Below are 25,664 nucleotides of genomic sequence, written 5' to 3'. Positions count from 1 at the left end.
CCGGGAATGTTGCGGGGCGGGCCTGGCGTTGAGCCGGACAGAAGTGCTGAACCACCAGCACCGACGTCGTGGAGAGGAAGTCCGCCGCATGGGTTCGACCGCATGCCCGAGCCGCAGCAGCCGCACTGACCTGGACTGGACGGTGCTGACTGCGGCCAAGACCACCCCTATTCGAGGGGCGGCGGGGACGGGTCGTCGTCTATCCTCCAATTCCGGTGGTACCGGTTTCGGTGCTGCCCGGAATCTTGAGGAGGTGGGTCCGGTCACCGGTACCGACGCAGGGACCGACAACGGCCAGGCGGAGCTGCCCGAGGGCCAGGGCACAGGCGCGGAGTCGACCGCGGAGCGCAGCGCGCGCTTCGAGCGGGACGCGCTCGAGTTCCTCGACCAGATGTACTCGGCCGCGCTGCGCATGACGCGCAACCCGGCCGACGCGGAGGACCTGGTGCAGGAGACGTACGCGAAGGCGTACGCGTCCTTCCACCAGTTCCGCGAAGGCACCAACCTCAAGGCGTGGCTGTACCGGATCCTCACCAACACCTTCATCAACTCCTACCGCAAGAAGCAGCGTGAGCCGCAGCGTTCGGCGGCGGAGGAGATCGAGGACTGGCAGCTCGCCCGTGCCGAGTCGCACATGTCGACCGGTCTGCGCTCCGCGGAGTCGCAGGCGCTCGACCACCTGCCGGACTCGGACGTGAAGGAAGCGCTCCAGGCGATCCCCGAGGAGTTCCGCATCGCCGTCTACCTCGCAGACGTAGAGGGCTTTGCGTACAAGGAGATCGCGGACATCATGGGGACACCCATCGGTACGGTGATGTCCCGGCTGCACCGGGGCCGCCGTCAACTGCGCGGCATGCTCGAGGACTACGCCCGTGAGCGCGGACTGGTCCCGGCCGGCGCCGGAGAGTCGAACGAAGCGAAAGGCTCGGGCTCATGAGCTGCGGAGAGCCGCACGAGACGGACTGCAGCGAGGTCCTCGATCATCTCTACGAGTTCCTCGACAGCGAGATGCCGGACGTCGACCGCGCCAAGTTCAAGCAGCACTTCCGGGAGTGCTCGCCGTGCCTGGAGAAGTACGGCCTGGAAGAGGCCGTGAAGAAGCTGGTCAAGCGGTGCTGCGGGCATGACGACGTCCCCACCGACCTGCGCGCCAAGGTCCTGGGGCGGCTCGACCTGATCCGCTCCGGACAGTCGGTGCCGGACCACGACATCACGGCGGCCCCGCAGGAGTCCTGACTCCGCAGGACCGGACGTGGGGCACTGAGTGTTCGTTCACTCGAATGTGCTAATTCGCGGTTCATAAGCCCGCGCACTCACCCGCACCACCCCTAGGCTCGTCGGCCTGAGCAGGCTCGGCCGGGGAGGGGCGTGATGGAGGTGGTTCCGGCACGGGCACGTGCCTACGTCGCCTGTGCGGTGCTCGGCGCGCTGTGCTGCGTGCTCCCGCTTCCCGAGACGCACACGCCCTGGTGGGCGGTGGCCCTCCTCGCCGCGGTGTACGCGGGCTGCGAACAGGCCGCCGCCCGCTGGCGGTTCGCCGGAACGTTCTACCCCGTGCTGCTCGCCGGTGCCTTCCTGCTGCCGCCGCCCGCCGCCGCGCTGGTCCCGCTCCCGGGCGCGCTGCTCTCCCGGGTCGAGCAACGGCCGTACACGCTACGGCGGATCTGGCGCGCCGCCCAACTGGTGCTCGCCGTCTGGGCAGCCGGCCGTGTGCACTGGGCGCTGGGCGGGCGCGATGCCGTCGTCGGCTCCGACTTCCCCTACGCCCTCGCGCCCGCCGGTGCCGCGGTCCTCGTCTTCTGCCTGGTGCTGACGGTCCTCGACGGCGGGATACTCGCGCTCGCCGAGCGGGTTCCGGTACGGCGTGCCTGGCGCGGTCTGTTCCTACGGTCCCTCGCTCCCGTCGCCGTGCACGGGCTCGCCGGGCTGATGATGGCCGTGCTGTGGCGCAGCCCGTACGGGCCCGTCGCCGCGCTGCTCGTCCTGCTGCCGATGTGCGTGTCCTGGTGGGTGTTCGCGCAGTACCACCGCGAGCGGGCCGCGCACCAGGCGACCATCCGCGCGCTCGTCCAGGCCGTCGACATCAAGGACGGGTACACCCGCGGGCACAGCGAGCGGGTCGGGCAGGCCTCGATGATGATCGCGCGTGAACTGGGCATGGACGACCAGCGCGTCGAGGTGCTCCGCTTCGCCGGGATCCTGCACGACGTCGGCAAACTCGGCGTGCCCACACGGCTGTTGAGGAAGGACGGGCCGCTGACTCCCGAGGAGCGGCGGGTGATCGAGCTGCATCCCGAGTACGGCCACGAGATGGTGCGCGGAATCGGTTTTCTGGGGGAGGCCCGCGCCGCCGTGCTCCACCATCACGAGCGGCTGGACGGGAGCGGGTACCCGTACGGGCTGATGGGTGGTCAAATCCCCGAGTCCGCAAGGGTGGTGGCGGTCGCCGACGCCTTCGACGCGATGACCTCCACGCGCTCCTACCGGCGGGCCCGGCCCGTCGCGGCCGCGCTGGAGGAGCTGGAGCGGTGCGCGGGGGCGCAGTTCGACCCACGGATGGTCACCGCGCTGGTCCGGGCACTCGGACGCCAGGGCTGGCATCCGGCGGTGACGGCCGACGAGGAGCGGGGGCAGGGGCAGGGGCGTGAGGTGCCGGCGCCGTCGGTCGTGGGGCGGTCGGGGGCGCGGCGATGACTCCGGTCGGGGGACCGCTGGTTCGTGGGCTGCCGGGAGGCCGCCGATGACGGTACGTCGGAGCCCGCGCCGCCCGACCCTCACCGGCCTCGTGCACGCCTGCGCCGGTCTCCTCGCCGTCGTCTGCCTAGCCCTCACCCTCTGGAGTGGCGTCCAGGAGCGGCCCACCGCGCTCGCCTTCGGGCTGCTCGTGGCCGTCGGGGAGGTGACGCGGTGGACCGGGGCCCGGGTGCGGGAGGCCGCTCCGCTCGGGGCCGCCGCCGCGCTGTCGTACGCGCTGCTCGGGGCCGATGCCGGGCAGCCCACCCGGCACGGGGTCGCGCAGGTCGTCGCCGTGGTCCTCGCCGCCTCGCTGCTCGGCAGCGTGCCGCACATCGCGCGCGGACAGGGGCCGGTCCTCGACCATCTCGCCCGGCGTGTGCTCACCGTCGGATTCGCCGCCGTCTGCTTCCAACCCCTCTACAACCGGCGTGTGTTCGAGGAGTGGGGCGGCCCGGCCTACGCCCTGCTGCTGCTCGCGCTGCTCACCCTCACCGCCCTGTGCGACTGCGTGCTCGCCGCCGCCCTCGCCCACTCCCGCACCGGCTGGCCCTTCGGCCCCCTGCTGCGGGACGAGCTGCGCGCCCTGCTCGGCATCGGCTCGGCGGTGTGCGCGACCGGCGCGGTCATGGCGCTCGCGGTCGCCGTCGTCGGACTCTGGGCGCTGCCCGTGTTCTCGCTGCCGCTGCTGCTGACCCAGCTGTCCTTCAAGCGGTACGCGGCCGTGCGCACCACCTACCGCCAGACCATCGCCTCCCTGGCCCGCGCCACCGAGATAGCGGGATACACCCCGACCGGCCATGCCCGCCGCGTCGCCGAGCTCAGCCGTGCCGTCGGCCGCGACCTCGGGCTCACGCGCCCCGAGCTGACCGTCCTGGAGTACGCCGCCCTCATGCACGACATCGGTCAGCTCAGCCTGGTCGACCCGGTCCCGGCCGGCGCCACCGCCGTACTGCCCGGAGCGGAGCAGCGCCGGATCGCACTGCTCGGCGGGGCCGTCGTACGGCAGACCGGGGTCGACCCGTCGGTCGCCGTCGTGGTGGAGCGGCAGGCCGACCCCTACCGGGAGCAGCCGGTCGCCGCCCGGATCGTACGGGCCGTGAACGCGTACGAGGAGAAGGTGCGGGACGCCGGTCCGGGCGGGCCGTTCACCGCGCTGGAGGAGCTGCGCCTCGCCACCGCCGGGGACTACGCGCCCGAGGTCGTGGAGTCGCTGGCCCGCGTCCTCGCCCGGGACCGTCTGACCCTCCCCTCGGCTGGGTAACCCATGGGTAATGAGCGCCCTTCCAGCCGCACGTGGTTGGATGCGAATGAGAGGGTGTCCGGGGGCGGTGTTAGCCAGCCCACTCCACGGAACTGGCAGGCGGGAATCGTGAGGATCTTCGGCAAGGGACGGCACCGGCCCTCCGCCTCCTGGCGGCAGGCCACAGACCGCGCGTTCACGCTCATCGGCGACGGCCGGTACGAGGACGCGGGAGCGCTGCTGACACGTGCCGCCGACCTGGAGCCCTGGCTGTCCGAGTCCTGGTTCAACCTCGCCCTGCTGCACAAGTTCCGGCACGACTGGGAGCAGGCCCGCGCGGCCGGGCTGCGCGCCGTCGCCCTGCTCGACCGGGAGACCGGGGCCCCCGACTGGTGGAACGTCGGCATCGCGGCCACCGCCCTCCAGGACTGGCCGCTGGCCCGGCGCGCCTGGCAGGCGTACGGGCTGCGGGTGCCGGGCGTCGTCACCGCCTCCGGCGAGCCGGTGGGCATGGACCTCGGCAGCGCCGCCGTACGGCTGTCCCCGGAGGGGGAGGCCGAGGTGGTGTGGGGGCGGCGGCTGGATCCCGCGCGCATCGAGGTGCTGTCGATCCCGCTGCCCTCGTCCGGGCGGCGCTGGGGTGAGGTCGTGCTGCACGACGGGGTGCCGCATGGTGAGCGGACGACCACCGCCGGGCACGCCTACCCCGTCTTCGACGAGATCGAGCTGTGGGCGCCCTCGCCGGTCCCCACCTGGGTGGTCCTCCTGGAGGCCGCGACCGAGGCGGACCGGGACGCGCTGGAGCAGCTCGCGGCGGACGCGGGCTTCGCGGCCGAGGACTGGTCGTCATCCGTACGGCTGCTGTGCCGGATGTGTTCCGAGTCGCGGATGCCGTCCGACGAGGGCGACGGGGAGCACCTGGACCCGCACGACCACAGCGAACCGGGCCACCCGGGCCCGCTGGGGCACCGCACCGACGGGCAGATGTGGGTGCCGGAGCGGGAGTGCGGGGTGGCTGCGCCGGCTTCGCTGGTACGGGGGCTGCTGGACGGGTGGGTCGCGGACAGCCCGGATTCCCGTGACTGGCGGGATCTCGAAGAGGTCTGCTGATTCTTCGCCGTACCCTGTATCAGCAACTTCACCTGGTTTTGTAGGAAGGCATACGTCGGTCATGGCGCAGCAGGACACCGATCAGCAGCACGCGGGCGTGCTTCCCGTGGACGACGAGGGCTTCGTCATCGACACGCAGGACGCCGAGGAGCGGGAGAACGCCTGGCGGGAGGCCGGGATCTCGCGGCCCATCACGGTCGTCGGCAACCCCGTGCTGCACAAGGAGTGCAAGGACGTCACCGACTTCGGCGACGAGCTCCAGCAGCTGGTCGCGGACATGTTCGCCTCGCAGCGCACCGCCGAGGGCGTGGGCCTGGCCGCCAACCAGATCGGCGTCGACCTCAAGGTCTTCGTGTACGACTGCGGTGACGACGAGGGCGTGCGGCACGTGGGCGTCGTCTGCAACCCCAAGCTCGTCGACCTGCCCGCCGAGAAGCGCCGCCTGGACGACAGCAACGAGGGCTGTCTGTCGGTGCCGACCGCGTACGCGCCGCTGGCCCGCCCCGACTACGCCGAGGTGACCGGGCAGGACGAGAAGGGCAACCCGATCAAGGTCCGCGGCACCGGCTACTTCGCCCGGTGTCTGCAGCACGAGACCGACCATCTGTACGGCTACCTGTACATCGACCGGCTCTCCAAGCGCGAGCGCAAGGACGCGCTGCGGCAGATGGCCGAGAACGAGCCCCGCTACCCCGTGGTCGCCAACGACTGACCCCTCTCGGGCCTCAGGAGCGATCACAACTCCCATACGCACGGCGTCTGTTCGGGTTCACCTCCCCGACCAGGCGCCGTTCGTCTGTCCGTCGCACGTTCGATCGCATGTGCGTGTCTAGTGATCCATAATCAGTCATACAAGGGGAGATTCTCGGCATCTCGGGGTGGTGAATGGAGCAAATCCGTTCCCAGATCGGTCAGTTGTGGTGCTGAATGGAAAGTGCGGGGATACGCAACGGCGCACGCCCGGTATGGCGAAGGGGGTGTGCGCCAACTGGCGGCTGAGAGGGGTTTGTTCGTGCCTGCTTTCCCATACAGCACCACAACGACAGTGACCGCGACCGCGGTCCCACCGTCACTCTCCCTCCCCGTGATCGAGGCTGCGTTTCCCCGGCAAGTGCACCCGTATTGGCCTCGGCTACAGGAGAAGACGCGCACCTGGCTGCTCGAAAAACGGCTGATGCCGCCGGAGAAGGTGGCGGAATATGCCGACGGGCTTTGCTACACCGACCTCATGGCGGGGTGCTACCCGAGCGCCCCGGACGACGTACTGCAGGCGATAGCCGACTACAGCGCGTGGTTCTTCGCCTGGGACGACCGGCACGACCGCGACATCGTCCACCGGCGGCCCGAGGCCTGGCAGCGGCTCCGGCTGTGCCTGCACACGGCCCTGGACTCCCCGCACGAGCACCTGCGCCACCGCGATCCGCTGGTCGCGGCGTTCGCGGACTGCGTGGTGCGCATGTACTCGTTCGTGTCGGCAACGTGGAACGTGCGCTTCGCCCGGCACTTCCACGCGGTGATCGAGGCGTACGACCGGGAGTTCCACAACCGCACCGAGGGGATCATCCCGACCGTCGAGGACTATCTCGCCCTGCGCCGGCTCACCTTCGCGCACTGGATCTGGACCGACCTGCTGGAGGCGAGCGCAGGACGTGAACTCCCGGACCACGTACGGAAACATCCGGCATTCCGGCGGGCGGCGCTGCTCACCCAGGAATTCTCCGCCTGGTACAACGACCTCTGCTCGCTCCCGAAGGAACTGGCGGGCGACGAGGTCCACAACCTCGGAATAAGTCTCATCAAACACGAGGGAATGACGCTGGAGGAAGCGATCGCCGAAGTAAGGCGACGCATTCTGAAATGCGTATCCGATTTCGTCGCGGTGGAACGCAGCACATTGCGGTTCGCGGACGATCTCGACGACGGCACGGTGCGCGGAAAAGAACTCGGCACCGCCGTGCGTGACTGCGTCGGAACCATGCGGGGCTGGTTTCCCGCCGTCTACTGGTTCCACCACGAGTCCGGCCGTTACATGGTCGACAGTTGGGACGACCGGTCCACGCCCCCGTACGTCAACAACGAAGCGGCAGGTGAGAAATGACCGTCGAGTCAGTGAAGTCCGAACCGCAGATATATGCGGAACCGGAAGGGGCACCGGTCGAGCCGCCGTTCGCCGACGGCGGGGTTCCGCTGCTCGGCCACGGCTGGAAACTGGTCCGCGACCCGCTGGCCTTCCTGGCCGGCCTGCGCGAGCACGGCGACGTCGTACGGCTCAGGCTCGGACCCAAGGCGGTGTACGCCGTCACCACACCCGAACTCACCGGAGCCATCGCCCTCAGCCCGGACTACATCATCGCCGGACCACTGTGGGAGTCCCTGGAGAGCCTGCTCGGCAAGGAGGGCGTGGCCACCGCCAACGGCCCGCTGCACCGGCGCCAACGGCGCACGATCCAGCCCGCGTTCCGGCAGGACGCCCTCCACGCCTACGGACCCGTCATGGAGGAGGAGGTCGCCGCGCTCATGGCCCGCTGGCGGTCCGCCGGCACCATCGACGCGACCACCGAGGCCTTCCGGGCGGTCGTCCGGATCTCGGTGAGCTGCCTCATGCGCGGCAGCTGCACCGACGAGCGGGCGGAACGCGTCAGCGCCGCCCTCACCACCCTGTTCAGGGGTATGTACCAACGCATGGTGATCCCCCTGGGACCGCTTTATCGGCTGCCTCTCCCGGCCAACCGCGAATTCAACCGGGCGCTGGCCGATTTGCATCTCCTGGTGGACGAGATCGTCGCCGACCGACGGGCATCCGGTCGGAATCCGGACGATCTGCTGACGGCTTTGCTGGAGGCGAAGGACGAGAATGGCGAGCCGATCGGGCATCAGGAGATCCACGACCAGGTCGTCGCCATGCTCACCGCCGGCAGCGAAACCGTCGGCGCGGTGCTCATCTCACTGCTCCTGGTGCTCACCGAGCGCCCAGAGCTGGCCGACAAGATCCGGGCCGAGGTGAATACGGTCGCGGGGGACGGGCCGATCGCATTCGGGGACGTGCGGAAGCTGACGTACACCGCGAATGTCGTCGTCGAGACAATGCGCCTGTATCCGTCCGTGTGGATATTGACCCGGCGCGCGGTCACCGACACCGAACTCGGCGGATACCGCATTCCCGCCGGCGCCGACATCGTGTACAGCCCGTACGCGATACAGCGCGATCCGCGCTCGTTCGAACGGCACGAGGAGTTCGACCCCGACCGCTGGCTGCCGGGGCGGGACACGGAGGTGCCCAAGTACGCGATGAAGCCCTTCAGCGTCGGCAACCGCAAGTGCCCGGCCGACCACTTCTCGATGGCCGAGCTGACGCTGCTCACCGCGGCGGCGGCCCGCGCCTTCGCGTTCGAGCACGCGCCCGGATCCGACCCGCGGCCGCGCATCGGCATCACTCTGCGTCCCCGCGCGCTGAGGCTGCGGCCGGTCCCACGCAGGAGCGAGTGAGTCAGGCGGCCGCCTCCGGCCCCCTGAACGTGCGCCGGTAGGCGTGCGGGGTGGTCCCGATCGCCTGCACGAACTGGTGACGCAGCGCCGCCGCGTTGCCGAACCCGGTCCGGCCGGCGATCGCGTCCACCGTCTCGTCCGTCGCCTCCAGCAGCCGCTGGGCCTGCAGCACCCGCTGCCGCAGGATCCAGCGGTAGGGAGTCGTCCCGGTCTCCTGCTGGAAGCGGCGGGCGAAGGTGCGCGGCGACATGTGCGCGCGCTCGGCGAGCTGCTCCACGGTGACGTCCTCGTCGAGGTGGCGCTCCATCCACACCAGCACCTCGCCGACGGTGTCGCACGAGTTCTTCGGCAGCGGCCGCTCGATGTACTGCGCCTGCCCGCCGTCCCGGTGCGGCGGTACGACCATCCGCCGGGCGATCTTGTTGGCGACCTCGGGGCCCTGCTCCTTGCGCACGATGTGCAGGCACGCGTCGATGCCGGCGGCGGTGCCCGCGGAGGTGATCACCGGCTCCTCGTCCACGTACAGGACGTCGGGCTCGACGGTCAGCCCCGGGTACGCCCGCGCCAGTTCCTCCGCGTGGTGCCAGTGCACGGCACAGCGCCGGCCGTCCAGCAGCCCGGCCGCGGCCACCACGAAGACGCCGGAGCAGACGCTGAGCACCCGGGCGCCCCGGTCGACCGCGCGCCGCAGGGACTCCAGCAGCTCGGGCGGGAACTCACGCGACTCGAAGCGGGCGCCGGCCGGCACGGCGATGAGATCGGCCTCCTCCAGCCGCTCCAGACCGTGCTCGACCTGCATGGAGAAGCCCGCGCGGGTGTTCAGCACCGGCCCCTCGGCCGAGGCGACCGCGAAGTCGTACTCGGGCAGTCCGTCGTCACTGCGGTCGGTGCCGAACACCTCGCAGACGACGGCCAGTTCGAAGGGGTTCACGCCGTCCAGCACGACGGCGGCGACGTTTTTCAGCATGCTTCCAGTGTGCCTCAAGGTTGGCAGTATTTCGAGGGTCTACGGCAGTCCTGCCACTGTTTGTAAGGAGCTATCAGCGCGACAGTGGTGTACATGGATACGGCACACCTCGAAGGGCTGATCGGAATGCTGACCGTTCTCGGAATCCTCGTTCTCCTGATCCTCCCGTCGATCATCGGCATCGCGCACGACCGTCGGGTCGACCGCCAGATCCGCAAGGCCCAGCAGGCCCACCGCCGCTACTTCACCACCACGGCGACCCACCACTCCTGAATCCCCAGGCACGAGACCCGGCCCGTCTGGGCGGCACACAGCGGCCGCGTGGACTCCAGCCGGGTCCTGCCGTTCTCGACCGCCTTGAACGCGGCGTTCGCGTCGCCCGGCAGCAGCACGATCCCGGCGTTGGTCGCCTCCAGCACGGAACCGCTCCCGGAGACCGGCTTCCACGGCCGCTTGGCGGTCCCGTCCAGGTTGATCCGCAGTGTCTCGCCCACGGCCAGGCACACGGTACGGCCGCTGTCGTGGACGTCGAGCGTCGAGGCCGGCGTGCAGCCCGTGGGGCTCGTGGACGGCGTGCCCGTGGGGCTGGGGGAGGACGACACGGTGCCGCTGTCGCCGCCCTTTCCGCTGTCGGCCTGGCTGCCGCAGCCGGCCAGTACGAGGGTGAGCGCGGCGAGCGCGACGGTCGTGTGGGGGATCGTTCGACGCATGGGGGCCTCCTCTCCCCTGTGACGTGTGACCGGTCGTAACGGATCCACACCCGAGCACACCGGAGCCCCGGCCGCGAAGGCGGCGACCGGGGCCCGGGGGTTTCGCGGTTTCCAGGGGGTCAGCTGGTCGTGACGGCGGTGTCGTCGACGACGAAGCTGGTCTGGAGCGAGGAGTCCTCGACACCGCTGAACTTCAGGGTGACGGTCGAGCCCGCGTAGGAGCTCAGGTCGAAGGACTTCTGCGCGTAGCCGGAAGCGGCGTTGAGGTTCGAGTACGTCGCCAGGGTCGTCGAACCGGCGGTGACCGTCAGCTTGTCGTACGCGGTGCTGGTGGAGGTCTCCGCGGTGTCGATGTGCAGGTAGAAGGTGAAGGTGGCCTTGCAGCCGCTGGGCACGGTCACCGACTGGGAGAGCGTGTCGGTGTGGGTGGAGCCGTACCCGTCGAGCCAGGCCTTGTACGAGCCGGCGTGGGCCGCCTCGCTGCTGGAGTTGGTGATGACCCCGCTGGACGCGGTCCAGGTGGTGTTGCCCGACTCGAAGCCCGGGTTGCCGAGCAGCTGCGCCGAGGTGCAGGTGCCGCTGGAGGAGCCGACGGTCCAGCTGAAGGAGGCCGAGCCGGAGGCGCCGGTGGAGTCGGTCGCGGTGACCGTGACCTGGTAGGTGCCCGCGGTGGACGCCGTACCGGTGATCTTGCCGGTCGAGCTGCTGATGGACAGGCCGGTCGGCAGGCCGCTCGCGCTGTAGGTCAGGGTCGCGCCCGCGCTGTCGGTCGCGCTGATCTGGAGGCTGACCGAGCTGCCGGTCGTCGTCGACTGGCTGCCCGGGTTGGTGACGGTGACCGTGTTGCCGGTGGTGGTGCCGGAGGTGAAGGCGGTGGTGCCGTTGGGGGTGCCCCAGCCGGTCGGGCCGTCGTAGCCGGTGGCGGCGGTGCAGAAGTACGAGGTCGAGCAGGAGCCGTTGTTGCCGCTGGTGACGTCGTACAGGTTGCTGGTGTGCGAGTACGGGTACTTCGCCGGGTAGTCGCTGGAGCCCGGGGTGCCGGCGAGGGCGTACACACCGGCGATGATCGGCGCGGAGGCGCTGGTGCCACCGTAGACCGCCCAGCCGGAGCCGCCGTAGGTGTCGTACACGGCCACACCGGTGGCCGGGTCGGCGACGGCCGAGACGTCGGACTCCATGCGCTTGGTGCAGCCGGTGTCGGTCTGCCAGCTCGGCTTCGCGTCGTACGCCGAGCAGCCGGAGCCGGTGCCCTCGGTGGAGCTGGTCTTCCACACGGACTCGGTCCAGCCGCGGGAGTTGGAGGACGTGGAGAGGGCGGTGCCGCCGACGGCGGTCACGTACTGGGAGGTCGCCGGGTACTCGGCGCCGTAGCCGGAGTCACCCGCGGAGACGGTGATCGCGACACCCGGGTGCTTGAAGTACGAGGTGTCCTCGCTGGTCTGGGAGGAGGACTCGTCGCCGCCCCAGCTGTTGGACACGAACTTGGCGCCGAGGGCCACGGCCTCGTTCTCGGCGGTGCCGAGGTCGGAGTCGGTGGCGGAGTTGGCCTCGACGAGGATGATGTTGCAGTTCGGGCAGACGGCGCTGACCATGTCGATGTCCAGCGCCTCTTCACCCGCCCAGCCGGTGTCGTTGGAGGGCAGCGAGGTCGTGGAACCGGTCTGACTGACCTGCTTGAAGCAGCCGTTGGCCTTGGTGCAGGAGGACAGGCCGTACTGCGAGCGGTAAGTCGCCAGGTCCGACTCGGCGTTGGGGTCGTTGTAGGCGTCGACGACGGCAACCGTCAGGCCGGAACCGCCTGTTGAGGGCAGGTTGTAGGCGCTGTGCAGGTTGGCCGGGCTGAGGCCGGAGGGCGCGGCGGCGGCGACCGCGGAGGCCAGCCGCTGCTTGATGTCGGTACGGCGCTGCGCGAAGCAGGCCGCCTGGCCGGGGGCGGCCGTGGCGCACAGGTGCTTGGTCGGCACCTTCTGCCCGGCCTTGCCGGTGGAGTGGAAGGCCTGCCGGTCGGGGGAGGTGAGGGCCTTGGCGTTCTGGGTGACGCGGGTGGTGTGGGTCGCCGCCGGTGCCGCGTGCGCGGGCGCCGCGACGAGTCCGGCGAGGCCCAGGGCGAGGGCGGGTATGGCGGTGGTCAGGAGTCTTCGCAGACTCCGTCCGGTCTTCTCACGCATGGCGGTACTGCCTCCGTCGTTGGAGTGGGGTTCTCGACGCAGGTGGCAGGCCTGTGACGCGCGTAGCGGCGGCGGTGCGCAATGCCGTCATGGGCATGACACATCTGAGTGTCCTGTGCATGTGTTGTGGACATGGTGGGACGGCCAGAACGTAGCCGGGGCCGAGGATCCGGAGCCAGATGCCCCGGAAGAACTTTGCCGCTCCATAGCAGGTCCATGGGCGGCCCATGGAAGCTCCATGGGCCGCCCCAGGGTCTGGCGGGTTCAGGGACCCGGCGGCTAGAAGTCCTCGTCGAGGTCGACCGTGCCCTCCACGGCGACCTGGTACGCGGACGGGCGGCGCTCGAAGAAGTTGGTCAGCTCCTGGACGCCCTGCAACTCCATGAAGGAGAAGGGGTTCTCCGAGCCGTACACCGGGGCGAAGCCGAGGCGGGTGAGGCGCTGGTCGGCGACGCACTCCAGGTACTGGCGCATCGACTCGGTGTTCATGCCCGGCAGCCCGTCGCCGCACAGGTCGCGCCCGAACTGCAGCTCGGCCTCGACGGCTTCGCGCAGCATGTCCGTGACCTGCTGCTGGAGCTGGTCGTCGAAGAGCTCCGGCTCCTCCTTGCGGACGGTGTCGACCACGTCGAACGCGAAGGACATGTGCATGGTCTCGTCGCGGAACACCCAGTTGGTGCCGGTCGCGAGACCGTGCAGCAGACCCCGGCTGCGGAACCAGTAGACGTAGGCGAAGGCGCCGTAGAAGAAGAGCCCCTCGATGCACGCGGCGAAGCAGATGAGGTTGAGGAGGAACCGGCGGCGGTCGGCCTTGGACTCCAGGCGGTCCAGCTTCTCCACCGAGTCCATCCACTTGAAGCAGAACTGCGCCTTCTCGCGGATGGAGGGGATGTTCTCCACCGCCGCGAAGGCGGCGGCGCGGTCCTCCGGGTCGGGGAGATAGGTGTCCAGGAGGGTCAGATAGAACTGGACGTGCACCGCCTCCTCGAAGAGCTGCCTGCTCAGGTACAGGCGAGCCTCGGGGGAGTTGATGTGCTTGTACAGCGTCAGCACCAGGTTGTTCGCGACGATCGAGTCGCCCGTCGCGAAGAAGGCCACCAGGCGGCCGATCAGGTGCTGTTCGGCGGGCGTGAGCTTCGCGAGGTCGGCCACGTCCGAGTGGAGGTCGACCTCCTCCACGGTCCAGGTGTTCTTGATGGCGTCCCGGTAGCGCTCGTAGAAGTCGGGGTAGCGCATGGGGCGCAGCGTCAGCTCGAAGCCGGGGTCGAGCAGGTTCTGGTTGCTGGGCATTACTGGCAGGCCTCGCAGGACTCGGGGTTTTCCAGGGAGCAGGCGACGGCGTCCACGGTCTGTACCGGGACGGTCGCCTGGGCGGCGCGGGCGATGCGGGTCGCCGGGCGCGAGCGCAGGTAGTACGTGGTCTTCAGGCCCCGCTTCCAGGCGTACGCGTACATCGACGAGAGCTTGCCGATGGTCGGTGTCTCCAGGAACAGGTTCAGGGACTGGGACTGGTCGAGGTAGGGCGTGCGGGCCGCGGCCATGTCGATCAGGCCGCGCTGCGGGATCTCCCACGCCGTGCGGTACAGCGCCTTCACCTCGGCCGGGATCCAGGCGAAGTCCTGCACCGAGCCGTTGGCGTCGCGCAGCGCCTCACGGGTGCGGGCGTCCCAGACGCCGAGCTCCTTGAGGTCGTTCACCAGGTACGAGTTGACCTGGAGGAACTCGCCGGAGAGGGTCTCGCGCTTGAAGAGGTTGGAGACCTGCGGCTCGATGCACTCGTAGACGCCGGCGATCGAGGCGATGGTGGCGGTGGGAGCGATCGCGAGGAGCAGGCTGTTGCGCATGCCGACCGCCGCGATCCGCTCGCGCAGGGCCGCCCAGCGCTCCGGCCAGTTCGGCTCGACGCCGTAGTGGTCGGGGTGCAGGACTCCGCGGGCGGTACGGGTCTTGTCCCAGGCCGGCAGCGGGCCGTTGCGCTCGGCCAGGTCGGCGGAGGCCTCGTACGCGGCGAGCATGATCCGCTCGGCGATCCGCGTGGAGAGGGCCTTGGCCTCGGGGGAGTCGAAGGGCAGCCGCAGTTTGAAGAAGACGTCCTGGAGGCCCATCGCGCCGAGGCCGACGGGACGCCACTTGGCGTTGGACCGGCCCGCCTGCTCGGTCGGGTAGAAGTTGATGTCGACCACGCGGTCGAGGAAGGTGACGGCCGTACGGACCGTCCCGTCCAGGCGCTCCCAGTCGATGTCCCCGGTCGTCGTGTCGACAAAGGCACCCAGGTTCACCGAACCGAGGTTGCAGACCGCCGTTTCCCCGTCGTCGGTGACCTCCAGGATCTCCGTGCAGAGGTTGGAGGAGTGGACGACATGGCCCGGCTCGGCCGTCTGGTTCGCCGTGCGGTTGGCGGCGTCCTTGAAGGTCATCCAGCCGTTGCCGGTCTGGGCGAGGGTGCGCATCATGCGGCCGTACAGGTCACGGGCGGGGATGGTCCTGCGCGCGAGCCCCTGCTCTTCGGCCTTCCTGTACGCGGCGTCGAACTCCTCGCCCCACAGGTCCACCAGCTCGGGCACGTCCGCGGGGGAGAACAGCGACCACTGGGCGTCCGCGTTCACCCGGCGCATGAACTCGTCCGGGATCCAGTGCGCGAGGTTCAGGTTGTGCGTACGGCGGGCGTCCTCGCCGGTGTTGTCGCGCAGCTCCAGGAACTCCTCGATGTCGGAGTGCCAGGTCTCCAGGTAGACGGCGGCGGCACCCTTGCGCCGGCCGCCCTGGTTCACGGCGGCGACGCTCGCGTCCAGCGTCTTCAGGAACGGGACGATGCCGTTGGAGTGCCCGTTGGTGCCGCGGATCAGCGAACCCCGGCTGCGGACACGGGAGTAGGCGATGCCGATGCCGCCGGCGTGCTTGGAGAGCCGGGCGACCTGGTGGTAGCGGTCGTAGATGGAGTCCAGCTCGTCGACCGGGGAGTCGAGGAGGTAGCAGGACGACATCTGGGGGTGCCGGGTGCCGGAGTTGAAGAGGGTGGGGGAGGAGGGGAGGTAGTCGAGGCGGCTCATCAGGCCGTAGAGCGCGGCGACTTCGTCGAGGGCCCTGACCGTGTCGTCCTCGGCGAGCCCGGAGGCCACCCGGAGCATGAAGTGCTGGGGTGTCTCGATGACCTTGCGGGTGATCGGGTGCCGGAGCAGGTAGCGGCTGTGCAGGGTACGCAGGCCGAAGTAGCCGAAGCGGTCGTCGCCCTGAGGGTCGATCAGCGCGTCGAGGCGGTCGGCGTGGACCCGCACGAACTCCGCCGTGCGGTCCGCGATGAGGCCCTCGCGATGGCCGACGGCCACCGAGCAGGTGAAGCTGGTGACGCCCTGGGACGCGGCCTCGGCGGCGACGGAGATGGTGAGGAGCCTGGCCGCCAGCCTGCTGTACGCCGGGTCCTCGGAGATGAGCCCGGCCGCGGCCTCCGTGGCCAGCTCACGCAGCTCCGACTCGTCGGCCCGCGCCGAGCGGCCGCGGAGAGCGGCGGCGGCGACCCGGCCGGGGTCGGCGTCGGGGAGGTCGGCGGTCAGCTCGGTCAGGGTCCGCAGCAACGCGGTTCCGGGACCGTCCACTTCCACAGGGGTGATCGCTGAGGCCGGGTCGGCTGGCGCGATGGTCACGTGGGGCTCTCCCTCGCTGGGCACGGGGGCCTTGCGGAGGGCAGGGGGCAGCTCACGAGCGCGCACGGCGTCGCGTCCACCGGCCCATTCCACGAGGCCCGGACGTCATGGCACCCGGGCCACGGCGGCCGGGCGCACTGTCGGCAGGTCCTCGGACTGACTCCTGTACACGCCCAAGGCATGCACAAGTACACCGTTGCGGGACAGTTCCGGATTCGCACCGGATTCCCCTGCGGCGACAGCGAGCATGAGCATACATCTTGTGCCGGGGGAGAACGGCAACCCCATATGTTGTGTCGCGTGTCGTCTCAGAGCGTCAACTCGTAGGTGAGGAGAGTGAACTCGTCCCCGGGGATCGGGTTCCAGTCGCGGCCGGGTACGCGGCGGAAGCCGAGGCGTTCGTAGATGCGGTGGGCGGCGTGCATCGTGTGCTGGGTCGACAGGACGACTCCGGTGCACCCGGCGGCTCGCGCGCGGTCGACGCAGGCACGGACGAGGGCCTCGCCGGCGCCTCGGCCGCGGGCGGCGTGGGCGACGGCGAGCATGCGGATCTCCGCCTCTCCGGGGCGGGCGAGGTCGGCCATGGGGCCGGGGGCGGGGACGAAGGTGACGCCGCCGAGCAGTTCCGTGTGGGACACGGCGACCAGGACTTCGGCGTGGGCGGCGCGCTTCGCCACGTCGTTGAGCTCGCGGAGGTACCAGTCGTCCTCGTCTCCGAAGGCGAGGAGGCCGTCCTGGAGGTAGGCCTGGGCGGTGATCTCGCCGAGCGGTTCGTATTCGGTGGGATTCGCTGTCCGGATGAGGATGTCCATGTGGGCGAGTGTGCACGAAAGCGGGCCGCCGATGGTCTTGCTTTTCGGCGGCCCGCTGCGGGTTCGTCGTGGCTGGTCGCGCAGTTCCCCGCGCCCCTTTGGGGCGCCTAGTGTGAGGCCCCTGCCGTGGCCGGCGGGAGCTCCACCTCCACGCCCGGGTCGCCCGCGTCCGCCGTGTAGTCCCGCGGGTTGGTCTCGTCGATGCCCTCCGGGGCCTTCAGCGCCTTCAGGGCGAAGGTCAGAACCACCGTCACCAGCACGTTCAGGACGAACGACGTCAGGCCGATGTAGCCGATCTCGCCGATGCCGGGGATCTCCGCGTTGGAGCCGCCGAAGTGCTTCTGGTCGGGGTTGGTCGGCGAGGCCACGTCGTACGCGGCGATCGTGCCGTAGATCATGCCCGTCGCCCAGCCCGCCAGCAGCGCCCAGCGGTGGAACCAGCGCGTGAACAGGCCGCCGACCAGCGCCGGGAAGGTCTGCAGGATCCAGATGCCGCCCAGGAGCTGGAAGTTGATGGCCACGGTCTTGTCCATGGTCAGGACGAAGACCAGCGCGCCGACCTTCACCAGCAGCGAGACCAGCTTGGAGACCTTGGTCTCCTGCTCCGGTGTCGCGTCCGGCTTGATGAAGTCCTTGTAGATGTTGCGGGTGAAGAGGTTCGCGGCCGCGATCGACATGATGGCCGCCGGCACCAGCGCACCGATGCCGATCGCCGCGAAGGCGACGCCCGCGAACCAGCTCGGGAACATGTCCTCGAAGAGCTGGGGGATGGCCAGTTGGGGGTTGGTGACGTCGACCCCGCTCTTGATCGCCATGAAGCCCAGCAGCGCGAGCAGGCCCAGCATCAGCGAGTACAGCGGCAGGATCGTGGTGTTGCGGCGGATCACCTCACGGCTCTTGGAGGAGAGCGTCGCGGTGATCGAGTGCGGGTACATGAACAGCGCGAGCGCGGAGCCCAACGCCAGCGTGGCGTACGTCCATTGGGCCGCCGGGGGTGAGACGAGGGCGCCCGCACCGGCCTTCGTGAACTTGTCGTTCGCCGAGGCGAAGATGTCGTCGAAGCCGCCCAGCTTGATCGGGATGTAGATGATCGCCACCGCGATGACGATGTAGATCAGCGCGTCCTTGACGAACGCGATCAGCGCGGGCGCCCGCAGGCCCGACGAGTAGGTGTACGCGGCCAGCACGCCGAAGGCGATCAGCAGCGGCAGGTCCTTCACGAACCAGTTGGAGTCCGTACCGCCGCCGATGCCCATGACGTCCAGCACGGCCTGGATGCCGACCAGTTGGAGCGCGATGTACGGCATCGTCGCCAGGATGCCGGTGACCGCCACCGCCAGCGACAGCCCCTTCGAGCCGAAGCGCCCGCGCACGAAGTCGGAGGTGGTGACGTACCCGTGGCGGTGCGAGACCGACCACAGCCGGGGCAGGAAGGTGAAGATCAGCGGGTACACCAGGATCGTGTACGGCACCGCGAAGAAGCCGGCCGCGCCCGCCGCGTAGATCGCCGCCGGTACGGCGACGAAGGTGTACGCCGTGTACAGGTCGCCGCCGAGCAGGAACCAGGTGATCCAGGTGCCGAACGACCGTCCGCCCAGCCCCCATTCGTCGAGGCTCGCAGCACTTGCTTCGTGCTCGGCCTTGCGCCAGCGCGCCGCCAGGAAGCCCATGACCGTCACGGCCAGGAAGAAGAAGATGAAGACGCCGAGCGCGACGCCGTTCACGCCGTCCTTCACTGCGACGCACCGCCCTTCTCGGAAGCGCGGGCGCGCTGGTCACGCTGCCACAGCTGGTACGCGGTCATGGTCAGCGCCGTGGAGATCAGCACCCACAGCATCTGGTACCAGTAGAAGAACGGGATGCCGATGAACGCCGGGTCCGTCTTGGCGTACGAGCCGACCCAGAGCATCGCCACGAAGGGCGCGATCAGGCAGACGGCGATGACCACCCGGACCGGTGTCACCAACGGTGGTCTCACTTCAGGCACTTCAGACATACCGCGGCTCCGTCCCCTCACTGATCACCTGTGTAACGCGCAGGCAATCTAGGTCACGGTGTCGCGTGAGCGGAAGACCTCATCCGCATATCGGTATGTCGATTCTGTGAAGGTGCTCAACAGCAGCGGAACCCCTGCCGCGGATCCTCCTCCTGCCGGTCGGTCCGCATCCGCTCGAACTCGCGCCGGGACGGAACTTCGGCCTGTGGATGGTCCTTTCGTACGTGCGCCACGTACCGGTCGTACGCCGACTCGTCGGTCAGCTCACGCACGTACCAGCGCACACTCCTAGCCGCCCGAACCAGCGCCGACCGCATGGTGGGCCTCCTCCTTCTCCTCCCGGGTCGGGATCAGCCCGGCCGGTGCGGTGATCCGGGACTCGACGTACGGTGCCTCGCTCAGCGTGGACAGGGCGGGGCGGCGGACATGGCGGACGCAGACGCGCAGCGCGTCCGCGATGACGACGACGATCAGGACCGCGAGAACGGCCGAAAGTACGCCGTCCACCGTGGAGTTGGTGACCACGGTGTGCATGTCGTCCATGTTCTTGGCCGGTGGCAGCACCTTCCCGGCGTCGATCGCGTCCTGGAAGACCGAACGCTGCTTGAAGAAGCCGACCTTGGGGTCGCTGGAGAACACCTTCTGGTAGCTGGCGGTCAGCGTGACCGTGGCGTCCCAGGCGAGCGGAATCCCCGTGATCCAGGCCCACTTGAGGCGTCCGGACTTCACCAGCAGGGTCGTGCAGACGGCCAGGGCGACGGCTGCGAGGAGCTGGTTGGAGATGCCGAAGATCGGGAAGAGCTGGTTGATCCCACCGAGCGGCTCGTGCACGCCGACCCAGAGGAAGTAGCCCCACAGGGCGCAGACGATCCCGCTGGTGATGACCAGGCCGGGCTTCCAACTCACGTTCTTGAACGGCCGGATGATGTTGCCCAGCGTGTCCTGGAGCATGAACCGGCCCACCCGGGTGCCCGCGTCGATCGCGGTGAGGATGAACAGTGCCTCGAACATGATCGCGAAGTGGTACCAGAAGGCGCGCAGGCTCCCGCCGGTGACCTTGGAGAAGATCTCCGAGACGCCGATCGCGAGGGTGGGCGCGCCGCCGGTGCGGGACAGCAGGGTCGACTCCTCGACGTTCTTGGCGGCCTGCGCGAGGTCGGCGGGGGAGATGTGGTAGCCCCAACCGGTCACCACCTGCGAGGCGTTGTCCACGGTGGTGCCGATCACGCCGGCCGGCGCGTTCATCGCGAAGTACAGGCCCGGGTCGATGATGCTCGCCGCGACCAGCGCCATGATCGCGACCGACGACTCCATCAGCATGGAGCCGTAGCCGATCATGCGGACCTGCGTCTCCTTCTGGATCATCTTCGGCGTCGTACCGCTCGATATGAGCGAGTGGAAGCCGGACAGCGCCCCGCAGGCGATGGTGATGAACACGAAGGGGAAGAGGGAGCCGGCGAAGACCGGGCCGTCGCCGCGCGAGGCGAAGTCCGTGACCGCGTCCATCTTCAGCGTCGGCAGCGCGATCACAACGCCCAGTGCCAGCAGGGCGATCGTGCCGATCTTCATGAAGGTGGAGAGGTAGTCGCGGGGTGCGAGGAGCATCCACACCGGCAGGATCGAGGCGATGAAGCCGTACGCCACCAGCCAGACGACCAGTGTCGAGGGCGCCAGCGTGAACGCGTCCGCCCAGGACGACTCGGCGACCCAGCGGCCGGCGACGAGGGCGAGCAGCAGGAGCGCCACGCCGATCAGCGAGACCTCGGCGACCCGGCCGGGGCGGAGTACCCGTAGGTAGAAGCCCATCAGCAGGGCGATCGGGATGGTCATCGCGATGGAGAAGGTGCCCCAGGGGGAGGCGGCGAGGGCGTTGACGACGACCAGTGCCAGCACGCCGAGCAGGATGATCATGATGGCGAAGGCGGCGATCAGCGCCGCCGCGCCGCCGAAGGGGCCGATCTCCTCGCGGGCCATCTGGCCCAGGGAGCGGCCGTCGCGCCGGGTCGAGAAGAACAGCACGACCATGTCCTGCACGGCCCCGGCGAAGATCACCCCCGCGATGATCCAGATGGTGCCGGGCAGGTATCCCATCTGCGCGGCGAGCACGGGGCCGACGAGCGGGCCGGCGCCGGCGATCGCCGCGAAGTGGTGGCCGAGCAGTACACGGCGGTCGGTGGGGTGGAAGTCGATGCCGTTGTCGAGGCGTTCGGCCGGGGTGGCCCGGGTGCCGTCGACCTTCAGCACCCTGTTCGCGATGAACTTCGCGTAGAAGCGGTAGCCGATCGCGTACGAGCCGAGGGCGGCCGCCACCATCCAGGCGGCCGAGACGTCCTCGCCCCGGGCCAGTGCCAGGACGGCCCAGCCGGTGGCGCCGATCAGCGCGACGAGGGTCCAGATGACGATGGTGCGGACGTTCGCGGTACGCACAGCGAGGTCCTCCCGTCCATACGGAGACGGGAGGACCGTAGAGCAGGAAGCGTGGTTGCGCTACACCGGCTGCACTACTCGGCAGGCCGCTTCAGCCGTGCCACGAACTTGTAGCGGTCCCCCCGGTACACCGAGCGCACCCACTCCACCGGTTCGCCCGTCCTGTCGTACGAGTGCCGGGAGAGCATCAGCATCGGCAGGCCCACGTCCGTGCCGAGGAGGCCCGCCTCGCGCGGGGTGGCCAGGGAGGTCTCGATGGTCTCCTCGGCCTCGGCGAGGTGGACGTCGTAGACCTCGGCCAACGCCGTGTAGAGGGACGTGTACTTGACCAGCGAGCGGCGCAGGGCCGGGAAGCGCTTGGCGCTGAGGTGGGTGGTCTCGATGGCCATCGGTTCCGCGTTGGCCATGCGGAGGCGCTCGATGCGCAGGACCCGGCCGCCGGCCGTGATGTCGAGGAGTTCGGCGAGGCGATCGTCGGCGGTGATGTAGCCGATGTCCAGGAGCTGTGAGGTGGGTTCGAGGCCCTGGGCCCGCATGTCCTCGGTGTAAGAGGTGAGTTGCAGCGCCTGCGACACCTTCGGCTTGGCGACGAACGTGCCCTTGCCCTGGATGCGTTCGAGGCGTCCCTCGACGACCAGCTCCTGGAGCGCCTGGCGCACGGTCGTGCGGGAGGTGTCGAACTCGGCGGCGAGGGTGCGCTCGGGCGGTACCGGGGTGCCGGGCGACTGGGTCTCCGTCATGTCGAGCAGGTGTTTCTTCAGGCGGTAGTACTTGGGCACGCGCGCGGTACGGACGCCTGCGCCGCCCTCGTTGTCCGCACTGCTGACGTCGCTGCTCATGCTCTGCCTTCCCGGCTCCGGATGCGGGTCACATCGTGATCCTTCTGTATACCGTCGCCGCTTCTGTTGGTCTAGTCCACGGGGCCAAGTGGTCTAGCGGACGAGATTACTCCGGCGGTGCTGTTTTCGCTGGCTTCTTACTTAAAGGTTCCTGCATATGTAGGTCGCATAACGGCTGGTCAGGGCCGTTTCGAGGACTCTTGACAGGCTTCGTGGTCTGGTCCAAGCTCCCCGTACTGGTCTACACCATTGGTTCAGGTCCCGGCGCATGAGCGGGGAGGTGTGGGCATCCCTGAGGAGGGTGGCGTGAAGCGCAAGCTCATAGCCGCGATCGGTATCGCGGGCATGATGGTCTCCATCGCGGCGTGCGGGGGCAAGGACAACGGTTCGTCGGGCGGGGGCGCCGACGCCAAGGAACTGACGGTCTGGCTGACCGTGGACGCTCAGAACAACTGGCCGAACCTGGTGAAGGCGGCCGACGCGGCCGTCCAGAAGGCCCACCCCGGCATCAAGATCAAGCACGAGTACTACGGCTGGCCGGACAAGAACACCAAGCTCGACGCGGTCCTCGCCACCGACAAGGCGCCGGACGTGGTCGAGATGGGCAACACCGAGATGCTCAGCTACATGGTCAAGGGCGCCTTCGCCCCCGTGGACGCCTCGAAGTTCACCAACTCCTCCGCCTGGCTCGACGGCCTCAAGGCCTCCGTGACCTACCAGGGCAAGACCTACGGCGTCCCGTACTACGCCGGTGGTCGCGTCGCCAACTGGCGCAAGGACCTCTTCGCCTCGGTCGGCGTCAAGACCGCGCCGACGACGTACGCCGAGCTCACCGCGGCCCTGGACAAGGTGCAGAAGAAGGAGGGGAACAAGTTCTCCGCCTGGTACCAGCCCACCCGTGACTGGTACGCGGCCATGTCCTTCGTCTACGACGCCGGCGGCTCCATCGCCACCGAGTCGGGCGGTCAGTGGAAGGGCAACCTGTCCTCGCCGGAGTCCATCAAGGGCCTGACCGAGTTCAAGAACGTCATCGACAAGTACATGCACGGTGACAAGACCAAGGACGAGTCCGACCGTTACATCGTCTACGGCCAGGGCAAGTCCGGCATGATCTTCGGCGCCGCGTGGGAGGGCGCGACCGCGGCCGACCCGAAGAACGACAAGACCGGCAAGCTCAAGGACAACCTCGAGAACTTCGTGATGCCGGGTCCGTCCGGCAAGAACATGCCCGTCTTCCTGGGCGGTTCGGACCTCGCGATCCCGGTCAAGTCCAAGGCGCAGGGCGTCGCCGCCGAGTGGATCAACGCCTTCACCGGCCCCTCCGGCCAGAAGGGCCTGATGGCCAAGGGCAACCTGCCCAACAACAAGACCGACCTCGCGACCCTGAAGAACGACCCCGCGACGGCGGTCCCGGCCACCGCGGCCGAGTCCAACTGGTTCGTCCCGATGGCGCCCGGCTGGGGCCAGGTCGAGAAGGCCCAGGTCCTGCAGACGATGCTGCAGAACATCGGCACCGGCAAGGAGACGGTCGAGGCCGCCGCGAAGGAAGCGGACGCCGCGATCGACAAGGTCATCAACACCAAGTGACCTACGAGCAGGGCCCCGTACGGCCTCCTTCGCGGAGGACGGGGCCCTGCTCCTCGTACGACCAGAGGGACCGCTGAGGAGCGCGCGATGAGTGCCGCAGACACGACCACACCCGCCAAGGTGCCGCCCCCGCGTCAGGCGCCGCCACCACCGGCCGCCCCGATCAGGCCACGCAGAGGCCGGACTTCGGGCGGCGCGGCCACGCCGTGGCTGCTGCTCGCACCCTGTCTGGCGATCCTCGCCCTGGTCATGGGCTATCCGCTGGTCCGCCTTGTCACGCTGTCCTTCCAGAAGTTCGGGCAGTCCCAGCTGTGGGGCTTCCAGCCGGCCGAGTCGGTGGGCTTCGACAACTTCAGCAACGTGCTCAGCGACAGCGAGTTCTGGCAGGTCGTCGTCCGTACGATCGTCTTCGCGGCCAGCTGCGTGATCTTCACGATGGTCGCCGGCATGCTGATCGCGCTGCTGCTGCAGCGGGTCTCCGGCTGGGTGAAGACCCTCGTCAACATCGCGCTCGTGGCCAGCTGGGGCATGCCGATCATCGTCGCCACCACGGTCTTCAAGTGGCTGTTCGACGCGGACTACGGCATCCTCAACGCGCTGCTCAGCAAGCTGCCGGGCGTGGACCTGATCGGCCACAACTGGTTCGCGAGCGGCCCACAGGGTCTCGCCGTCATCATGCTGCTGGTGGTCTGGGGCGCCGTGCCCTTCGTCGTGATCACCCTCAGCGCCGGACTCACCCAGGTCCCCGCCGAGCTGGAGGAGGCGGCCCGCCTCGACGGCGCGGGCGCCTGGGGCGTCTTCCGGTACGTCACCCTGCCCATCCTCAAGCCGATCGTCGTGATGCTCACGACCCTGTCGGTCATCTGGGACATGGGCGTCTTCCCGCAGGTCTTCGTGATGCGCAACGGCCATCCCGAGCAGGAGTTCCAGCTCCTGACCACCTACTCCTACGACCGCGCCTTCGTCGTCAACGACTACGCGCAGGGCTCGGCGATCGCCCTGATCACCGTCGTACTGCTGCTGGGTGTGGTCGCGGTGTACATGCGGCAGATGCTGAAGATCGGAGAGGTCGAATGACCATCATGAACGCGGTGGCGACCACCGGGAGCAGCTCGCGGCGCCGCAAGTCCAAGCTCGGCTGGAACCTGCTCGGTCTCCTGGTCTTCCTGGCCGCCGGCTTCCCGGTCTACTGGATGCTCAACACGGCCTTCAAGCCGGCCAAGGACGCCATCGACCCGGACCCGAGTCTGCTGCCCACGGGCTTCACCCTCTCCAACTTCCGCCGGGCGCTGGACATCGCCGACTTCTGGGGCCCGGTCGGCCGCAGCCTCATCGTGTCGCTGACGGTCGTCGCGATCGGCATCGTCGTCGGCATGCTGGCCGCGCTCGCCATCTCCCGGTTCGCCTTCCGCGGCCGCAAGATCGTGATCGTCGGCATCCTCGCGGTGCAGATGGTCCCGCTGGTCGCGATGATCATCCCGGTCTTCCTGCTCCTGAACGACCTGGGCCAGTACGACAAGCTCTCGGGCCTGATCATCACGTACCTGACCTTCATTCTCCCGTTCACGGTGTGGACCCTGCGCGGCTTCATCGTCAACATCCCGAAGGAGCTGGAGGAGGCGGCGATGGTCGACGGCTGCTCCCGCACCGGCGCCTTCATCCGCGTGGTCTTCCCGCTGCTCGCTCCCGGCATGGTCGCCACCTCGGTCTACGCCTTCATCCAGGCGTGGAACGAGTACCTCTACGCCCTGATGCTGCTGAGCCAGGAGAACCAGACGGCGACCGTCTGGCTCGGCAACTTCACCACCAAGCACGGCACGGAATACGCGCCGATGATGGCCGGTGCCACGATGATGGCGGTGCCGATCGTCGTCCTGTTCCTGCTCGTCCAGCGCAAGATGGCCGCGGGTCTCACCGCCGGCGCCGTGAAGGGATAACGCGACCG

General features: G+C 69.1%; 23 protein-coding genes and 1 riboswitch. Of the genes, 12 read left to right on the top strand and 11 right to left on the bottom strand.

Features of this window, described 5'->3' with window-relative positions; translation table 11 throughout:
• Positions 1–253 precede the first annotated feature (253 nt).
• The 8 genes from sigR to ABZ848_RS39145 all read left to right on the top strand — a co-directional run bounded on the left by sigR (position 254) and on the right by ABZ848_RS39145 (position 8,572).
• On the top strand, positions 254–937 hold the full coding sequence (gene sigR, locus ABZ848_RS39180) for an RNA polymerase sigma factor SigR (protein WP_242766192.1): 684 nt from the start codon (positions 254–256) through the stop codon (positions 935–937).
• Positions 934–1,236: a mycothiol system anti-sigma-R factor gene (gene rsrA, locus ABZ848_RS39175; RefSeq protein ID WP_360839773.1), complete on the top strand. Its 303-nt coding sequence runs from the start codon at positions 934–936 to the stop codon at positions 1,234–1,236. Before sigR ends, rsrA begins: the two co-directional genes overlap by 4 nt.
• Positions 1,237–1,371: 135 nt before the next feature.
• The gene (locus ABZ848_RS39170; protein ID WP_360839771.1) at positions 1,372–2,694 is read left to right on the top strand and encodes an HD-GYP domain-containing protein; all 1,323 of its coding nucleotides are present in this window, start codon (positions 1,372–1,374) and stop codon (positions 2,692–2,694) included.
• Between the two features lie 46 nt (positions 2,695–2,740).
• Positions 2,741–3,997, top strand: a complete 1,257-nt coding sequence (locus ABZ848_RS39165) for an HD domain-containing protein (protein WP_360839769.1) — start codon at positions 2,741–2,743, stop codon at positions 3,995–3,997.
• A 108-nt stretch (positions 3,998–4,105) separates the two neighbouring features.
• The gene (locus ABZ848_RS39160) at positions 4,106–5,086 is read left to right on the top strand and encodes a hypothetical protein (RefSeq protein ID WP_360839767.1); all 981 of its coding nucleotides are present in this window, start codon (positions 4,106–4,108) and stop codon (positions 5,084–5,086) included.
• Positions 5,087–5,147: 61 nt separating this feature from the next.
• Positions 5,148–5,798: a peptide deformylase gene (gene def, locus ABZ848_RS39155; protein ID WP_360839765.1), complete on the top strand. Its 651-nt coding sequence runs from the start codon at positions 5,148–5,150 to the stop codon at positions 5,796–5,798.
• Positions 5,799–6,098: 300 nt separating this feature from the next.
• Entirely contained in the window at positions 6,099–7,184 is a 1,086-nt protein-coding gene (cyc1, locus tag ABZ848_RS39150; RefSeq protein WP_360839856.1) for an epi-isozizaene synthase, read from the top strand.
• Positions 7,181–8,572: a cytochrome P450 gene (locus ABZ848_RS39145; protein WP_360839763.1), complete on the top strand. Its 1,392-nt coding sequence runs from the start codon at positions 7,181–7,183 to the stop codon at positions 8,570–8,572. Before cyc1 ends, ABZ848_RS39145 begins: the two co-directional genes overlap by 4 nt.
• Before the next feature lies 1 nt (position 8,573).
• Here the strand turns inward: ABZ848_RS39145 and ABZ848_RS39140 are convergent, their stop codons facing one another.
• Positions 8,574–9,539, bottom strand: a complete 966-nt coding sequence (locus ABZ848_RS39140; protein ID WP_360839761.1) for a helix-turn-helix domain-containing protein — start codon at positions 9,537–9,539, stop codon at positions 8,574–8,576.
• Positions 9,540–9,632: 93 nt separating this feature from the next.
• On the opposite strand from ABZ848_RS39140, the gene ABZ848_RS39135 reads away from it, so the two are divergent.
• A complete protein-coding gene (locus ABZ848_RS39135) occupies positions 9,633–9,812 on the top strand; it encodes a hypothetical protein (protein WP_360839760.1) in 180 nt (59 codons plus the stop codon).
• On the opposite strand, the gene ABZ848_RS39130 is transcribed toward ABZ848_RS39135, so the two are convergent.
• The 10 genes from ABZ848_RS39130 to ABZ848_RS39085 form a co-directional block, all read right to left on the bottom strand.
• Entirely contained in the window at positions 9,779–10,249 is a 471-nt protein-coding gene (locus ABZ848_RS39130) for a hypothetical protein (protein WP_360839759.1), read from the bottom strand. The two genes, ABZ848_RS39135 and ABZ848_RS39130, sit on opposite strands and share 34 nt — an antisense overlap.
• A 119-nt stretch (positions 10,250–10,368) precedes the next feature.
• Positions 10,369–12,417: a putative Ig domain-containing protein gene (locus ABZ848_RS39125; protein WP_360839757.1), complete on the bottom strand. Its 2,049-nt coding sequence runs from the start codon at positions 12,415–12,417 to the stop codon at positions 10,369–10,371.
• Between the two features lie 279 nt (positions 12,418–12,696).
• Positions 12,697–13,707 (bottom strand): ribonucleotide-diphosphate reductase subunit beta, encoded by a 1,011-nt coding sequence (locus ABZ848_RS39120; RefSeq protein WP_360839756.1) that lies wholly within the window; start codon positions 13,705–13,707, stop codon positions 12,697–12,699.
• A complete protein-coding gene (locus ABZ848_RS39115) occupies positions 13,707–16,058 on the bottom strand; it encodes a ribonucleoside-diphosphate reductase subunit alpha (protein ID WP_360839754.1) in 2,352 nt (783 codons plus the stop codon). The genes ABZ848_RS39120 and ABZ848_RS39115 overlap by 1 nt, the downstream gene beginning before the upstream one ends.
• A gap of 146 nt (positions 16,059–16,204) precedes the next feature.
• A riboswitch (cobalamin riboswitch) is annotated at positions 16,205–16,288 on the bottom strand.
• A 78-nt stretch (positions 16,289–16,366) separates the two neighbouring features.
• Complete coding sequence (locus ABZ848_RS39110) at positions 16,367–16,870, bottom strand: GNAT family N-acetyltransferase (RefSeq protein WP_360839752.1); 504 nt, start codon at positions 16,868–16,870, stop codon at positions 16,367–16,369.
• A gap of 107 nt (positions 16,871–16,977) precedes the next feature.
• Positions 16,978–18,606, bottom strand: coding sequence for a monocarboxylate uptake permease MctP (gene mctP, locus ABZ848_RS39105; RefSeq protein ID WP_360839750.1), 1,629 nt, complete (start codon positions 18,604–18,606; stop codon positions 16,978–16,980).
• A complete protein-coding gene (locus ABZ848_RS39100) occupies positions 18,603–18,866 on the bottom strand; it encodes a DUF3311 domain-containing protein (protein WP_360839749.1) in 264 nt (87 codons plus the stop codon). The genes mctP and ABZ848_RS39100 overlap by 4 nt, the downstream gene beginning before the upstream one ends.
• A 116-nt stretch (positions 18,867–18,982) precedes the next feature.
• Complete coding sequence (locus tag ABZ848_RS39095) at positions 18,983–19,183, bottom strand: YbdD/YjiX family protein (RefSeq protein WP_360839747.1); 201 nt, start codon at positions 19,181–19,183, stop codon at positions 18,983–18,985.
• Positions 19,155–21,293 carry a carbon starvation CstA family protein gene (locus tag ABZ848_RS39090; protein ID WP_360839745.1) on the bottom strand — a complete coding sequence of 713 codons (2,139 nt, stop codon included), beginning with the start codon at positions 21,291–21,293 and terminating at the stop codon, positions 19,155–19,157. Before ABZ848_RS39090 ends, ABZ848_RS39095 begins: the two co-directional genes overlap by 29 nt.
• A 74-nt stretch (positions 21,294–21,367) precedes the next feature.
• Complete coding sequence (locus ABZ848_RS39085) at positions 21,368–22,132, bottom strand: GntR family transcriptional regulator (RefSeq protein WP_360839744.1); 765 nt, start codon at positions 22,130–22,132, stop codon at positions 21,368–21,370.
• Positions 22,133–22,438: 306 nt separating this feature from the next.
• Here ABZ848_RS39085 and ABZ848_RS39080 point away from each other — a divergent pair, with 306 nt between their 5' ends.
• From ABZ848_RS39080 to ABZ848_RS39070, 3 genes are all read left to right on the top strand, one after another.
• Positions 22,439–23,719: an extracellular solute-binding protein gene (locus ABZ848_RS39080; protein WP_360839743.1), complete on the top strand. Its 1,281-nt coding sequence runs from the start codon at positions 22,439–22,441 to the stop codon at positions 23,717–23,719.
• Positions 23,720–23,806: 87 nt separating this feature from the next.
• Positions 23,807–24,796: a sugar ABC transporter permease gene (locus ABZ848_RS39075; RefSeq protein ID WP_360839741.1), complete on the top strand. Its 990-nt coding sequence runs from the start codon at positions 23,807–23,809 to the stop codon at positions 24,794–24,796.
• Complete coding sequence (locus tag ABZ848_RS39070; RefSeq protein ID WP_360839740.1) at positions 24,793–25,656, top strand: carbohydrate ABC transporter permease; 864 nt, start codon at positions 24,793–24,795, stop codon at positions 25,654–25,656. Before ABZ848_RS39075 ends, ABZ848_RS39070 begins: the two co-directional genes overlap by 4 nt.
• Positions 25,657–25,664: the final 8 nt, after the last annotated feature.

This window comes from Streptomyces sp. NPDC047081 (assembly GCF_040643775.1).
Taxonomy (GTDB): domain Bacteria; phylum Actinomycetota; class Actinomycetes; order Streptomycetales; family Streptomycetaceae; genus Streptomyces.
The sequence above is the reverse complement of the archived record's forward strand: the minus strand, read 5'-3'. Positions and strand labels throughout refer to the sequence as shown.

Excerpts from the sequence above, each read along its gene's own strand:
- rsrA (WP_360839773.1), top strand. The coding sequence starts at position 934 with ATGAGCTGCGGAGAGCCGCACGAGACGGACTGCAGCGAGGTCCTCGAT.
- ABZ848_RS39170 (WP_360839771.1), top strand. The coding sequence starts at position 1,372 with ATGGAGGTGGTTCCGGCACGGGCACGTGCCTACGTCGCCTGTGCGGTG.
- ABZ848_RS39165 (WP_360839769.1), top strand. The coding sequence starts at position 2,741 with ATGACGGTACGTCGGAGCCCGCGCCGCCCGACCCTCACCGGCCTCGTG.
- def (WP_360839765.1), top strand. The coding sequence starts at position 5,148 with ATGGCGCAGCAGGACACCGATCAGCAGCACGCGGGCGTGCTTCCCGTG.
- ABZ848_RS39145 (WP_360839763.1), top strand. The coding sequence starts at position 7,181 with ATGACCGTCGAGTCAGTGAAGTCCGAACCGCAGATATATGCGGAACCG.
- ABZ848_RS39140 (WP_360839761.1), bottom strand. The coding sequence starts at position 9,539 with ATGCTGAAAAACGTCGCCGCCGTCGTGCTGGACGGCGTGAACCCCTTC.
- ABZ848_RS39135 (WP_360839760.1), top strand. The coding sequence starts at position 9,633 with ATGGATACGGCACACCTCGAAGGGCTGATCGGAATGCTGACCGTTCTC.
- ABZ848_RS39130 (WP_360839759.1), bottom strand. The coding sequence starts at position 10,249 with ATGCGTCGAACGATCCCCCACACGACCGTCGCGCTCGCCGCGCTCACC.
- ABZ848_RS39125 (WP_360839757.1), bottom strand. The coding sequence starts at position 12,417 with ATGCGTGAGAAGACCGGACGGAGTCTGCGAAGACTCCTGACCACCGCC.
- ABZ848_RS39120 (WP_360839756.1), bottom strand. The coding sequence starts at position 13,707 with ATGCCCAGCAACCAGAACCTGCTCGACCCCGGCTTCGAGCTGACGCTG.
- ABZ848_RS39110 (WP_360839752.1), bottom strand. The coding sequence starts at position 16,870 with ATGGACATCCTCATCCGGACAGCGAATCCCACCGAATACGAACCGCTC.
- ABZ848_RS39100 (WP_360839749.1), bottom strand. The coding sequence starts at position 18,866 with ATGTCTGAAGTGCCTGAAGTGAGACCACCGTTGGTGACACCGGTCCGG.
- ABZ848_RS39095 (WP_360839747.1), bottom strand. The coding sequence starts at position 19,183 with ATGCGGTCGGCGCTGGTTCGGGCGGCTAGGAGTGTGCGCTGGTACGTG.
- ABZ848_RS39085 (WP_360839744.1), bottom strand. The coding sequence starts at position 22,132 with ATGAGCAGCGACGTCAGCAGTGCGGACAACGAGGGCGGCGCAGGCGTC.
- ABZ848_RS39075 (WP_360839741.1), top strand. The coding sequence starts at position 23,807 with ATGAGTGCCGCAGACACGACCACACCCGCCAAGGTGCCGCCCCCGCGT.
- ABZ848_RS39070 (WP_360839740.1), top strand. The coding sequence starts at position 24,793 with ATGACCATCATGAACGCGGTGGCGACCACCGGGAGCAGCTCGCGGCGC.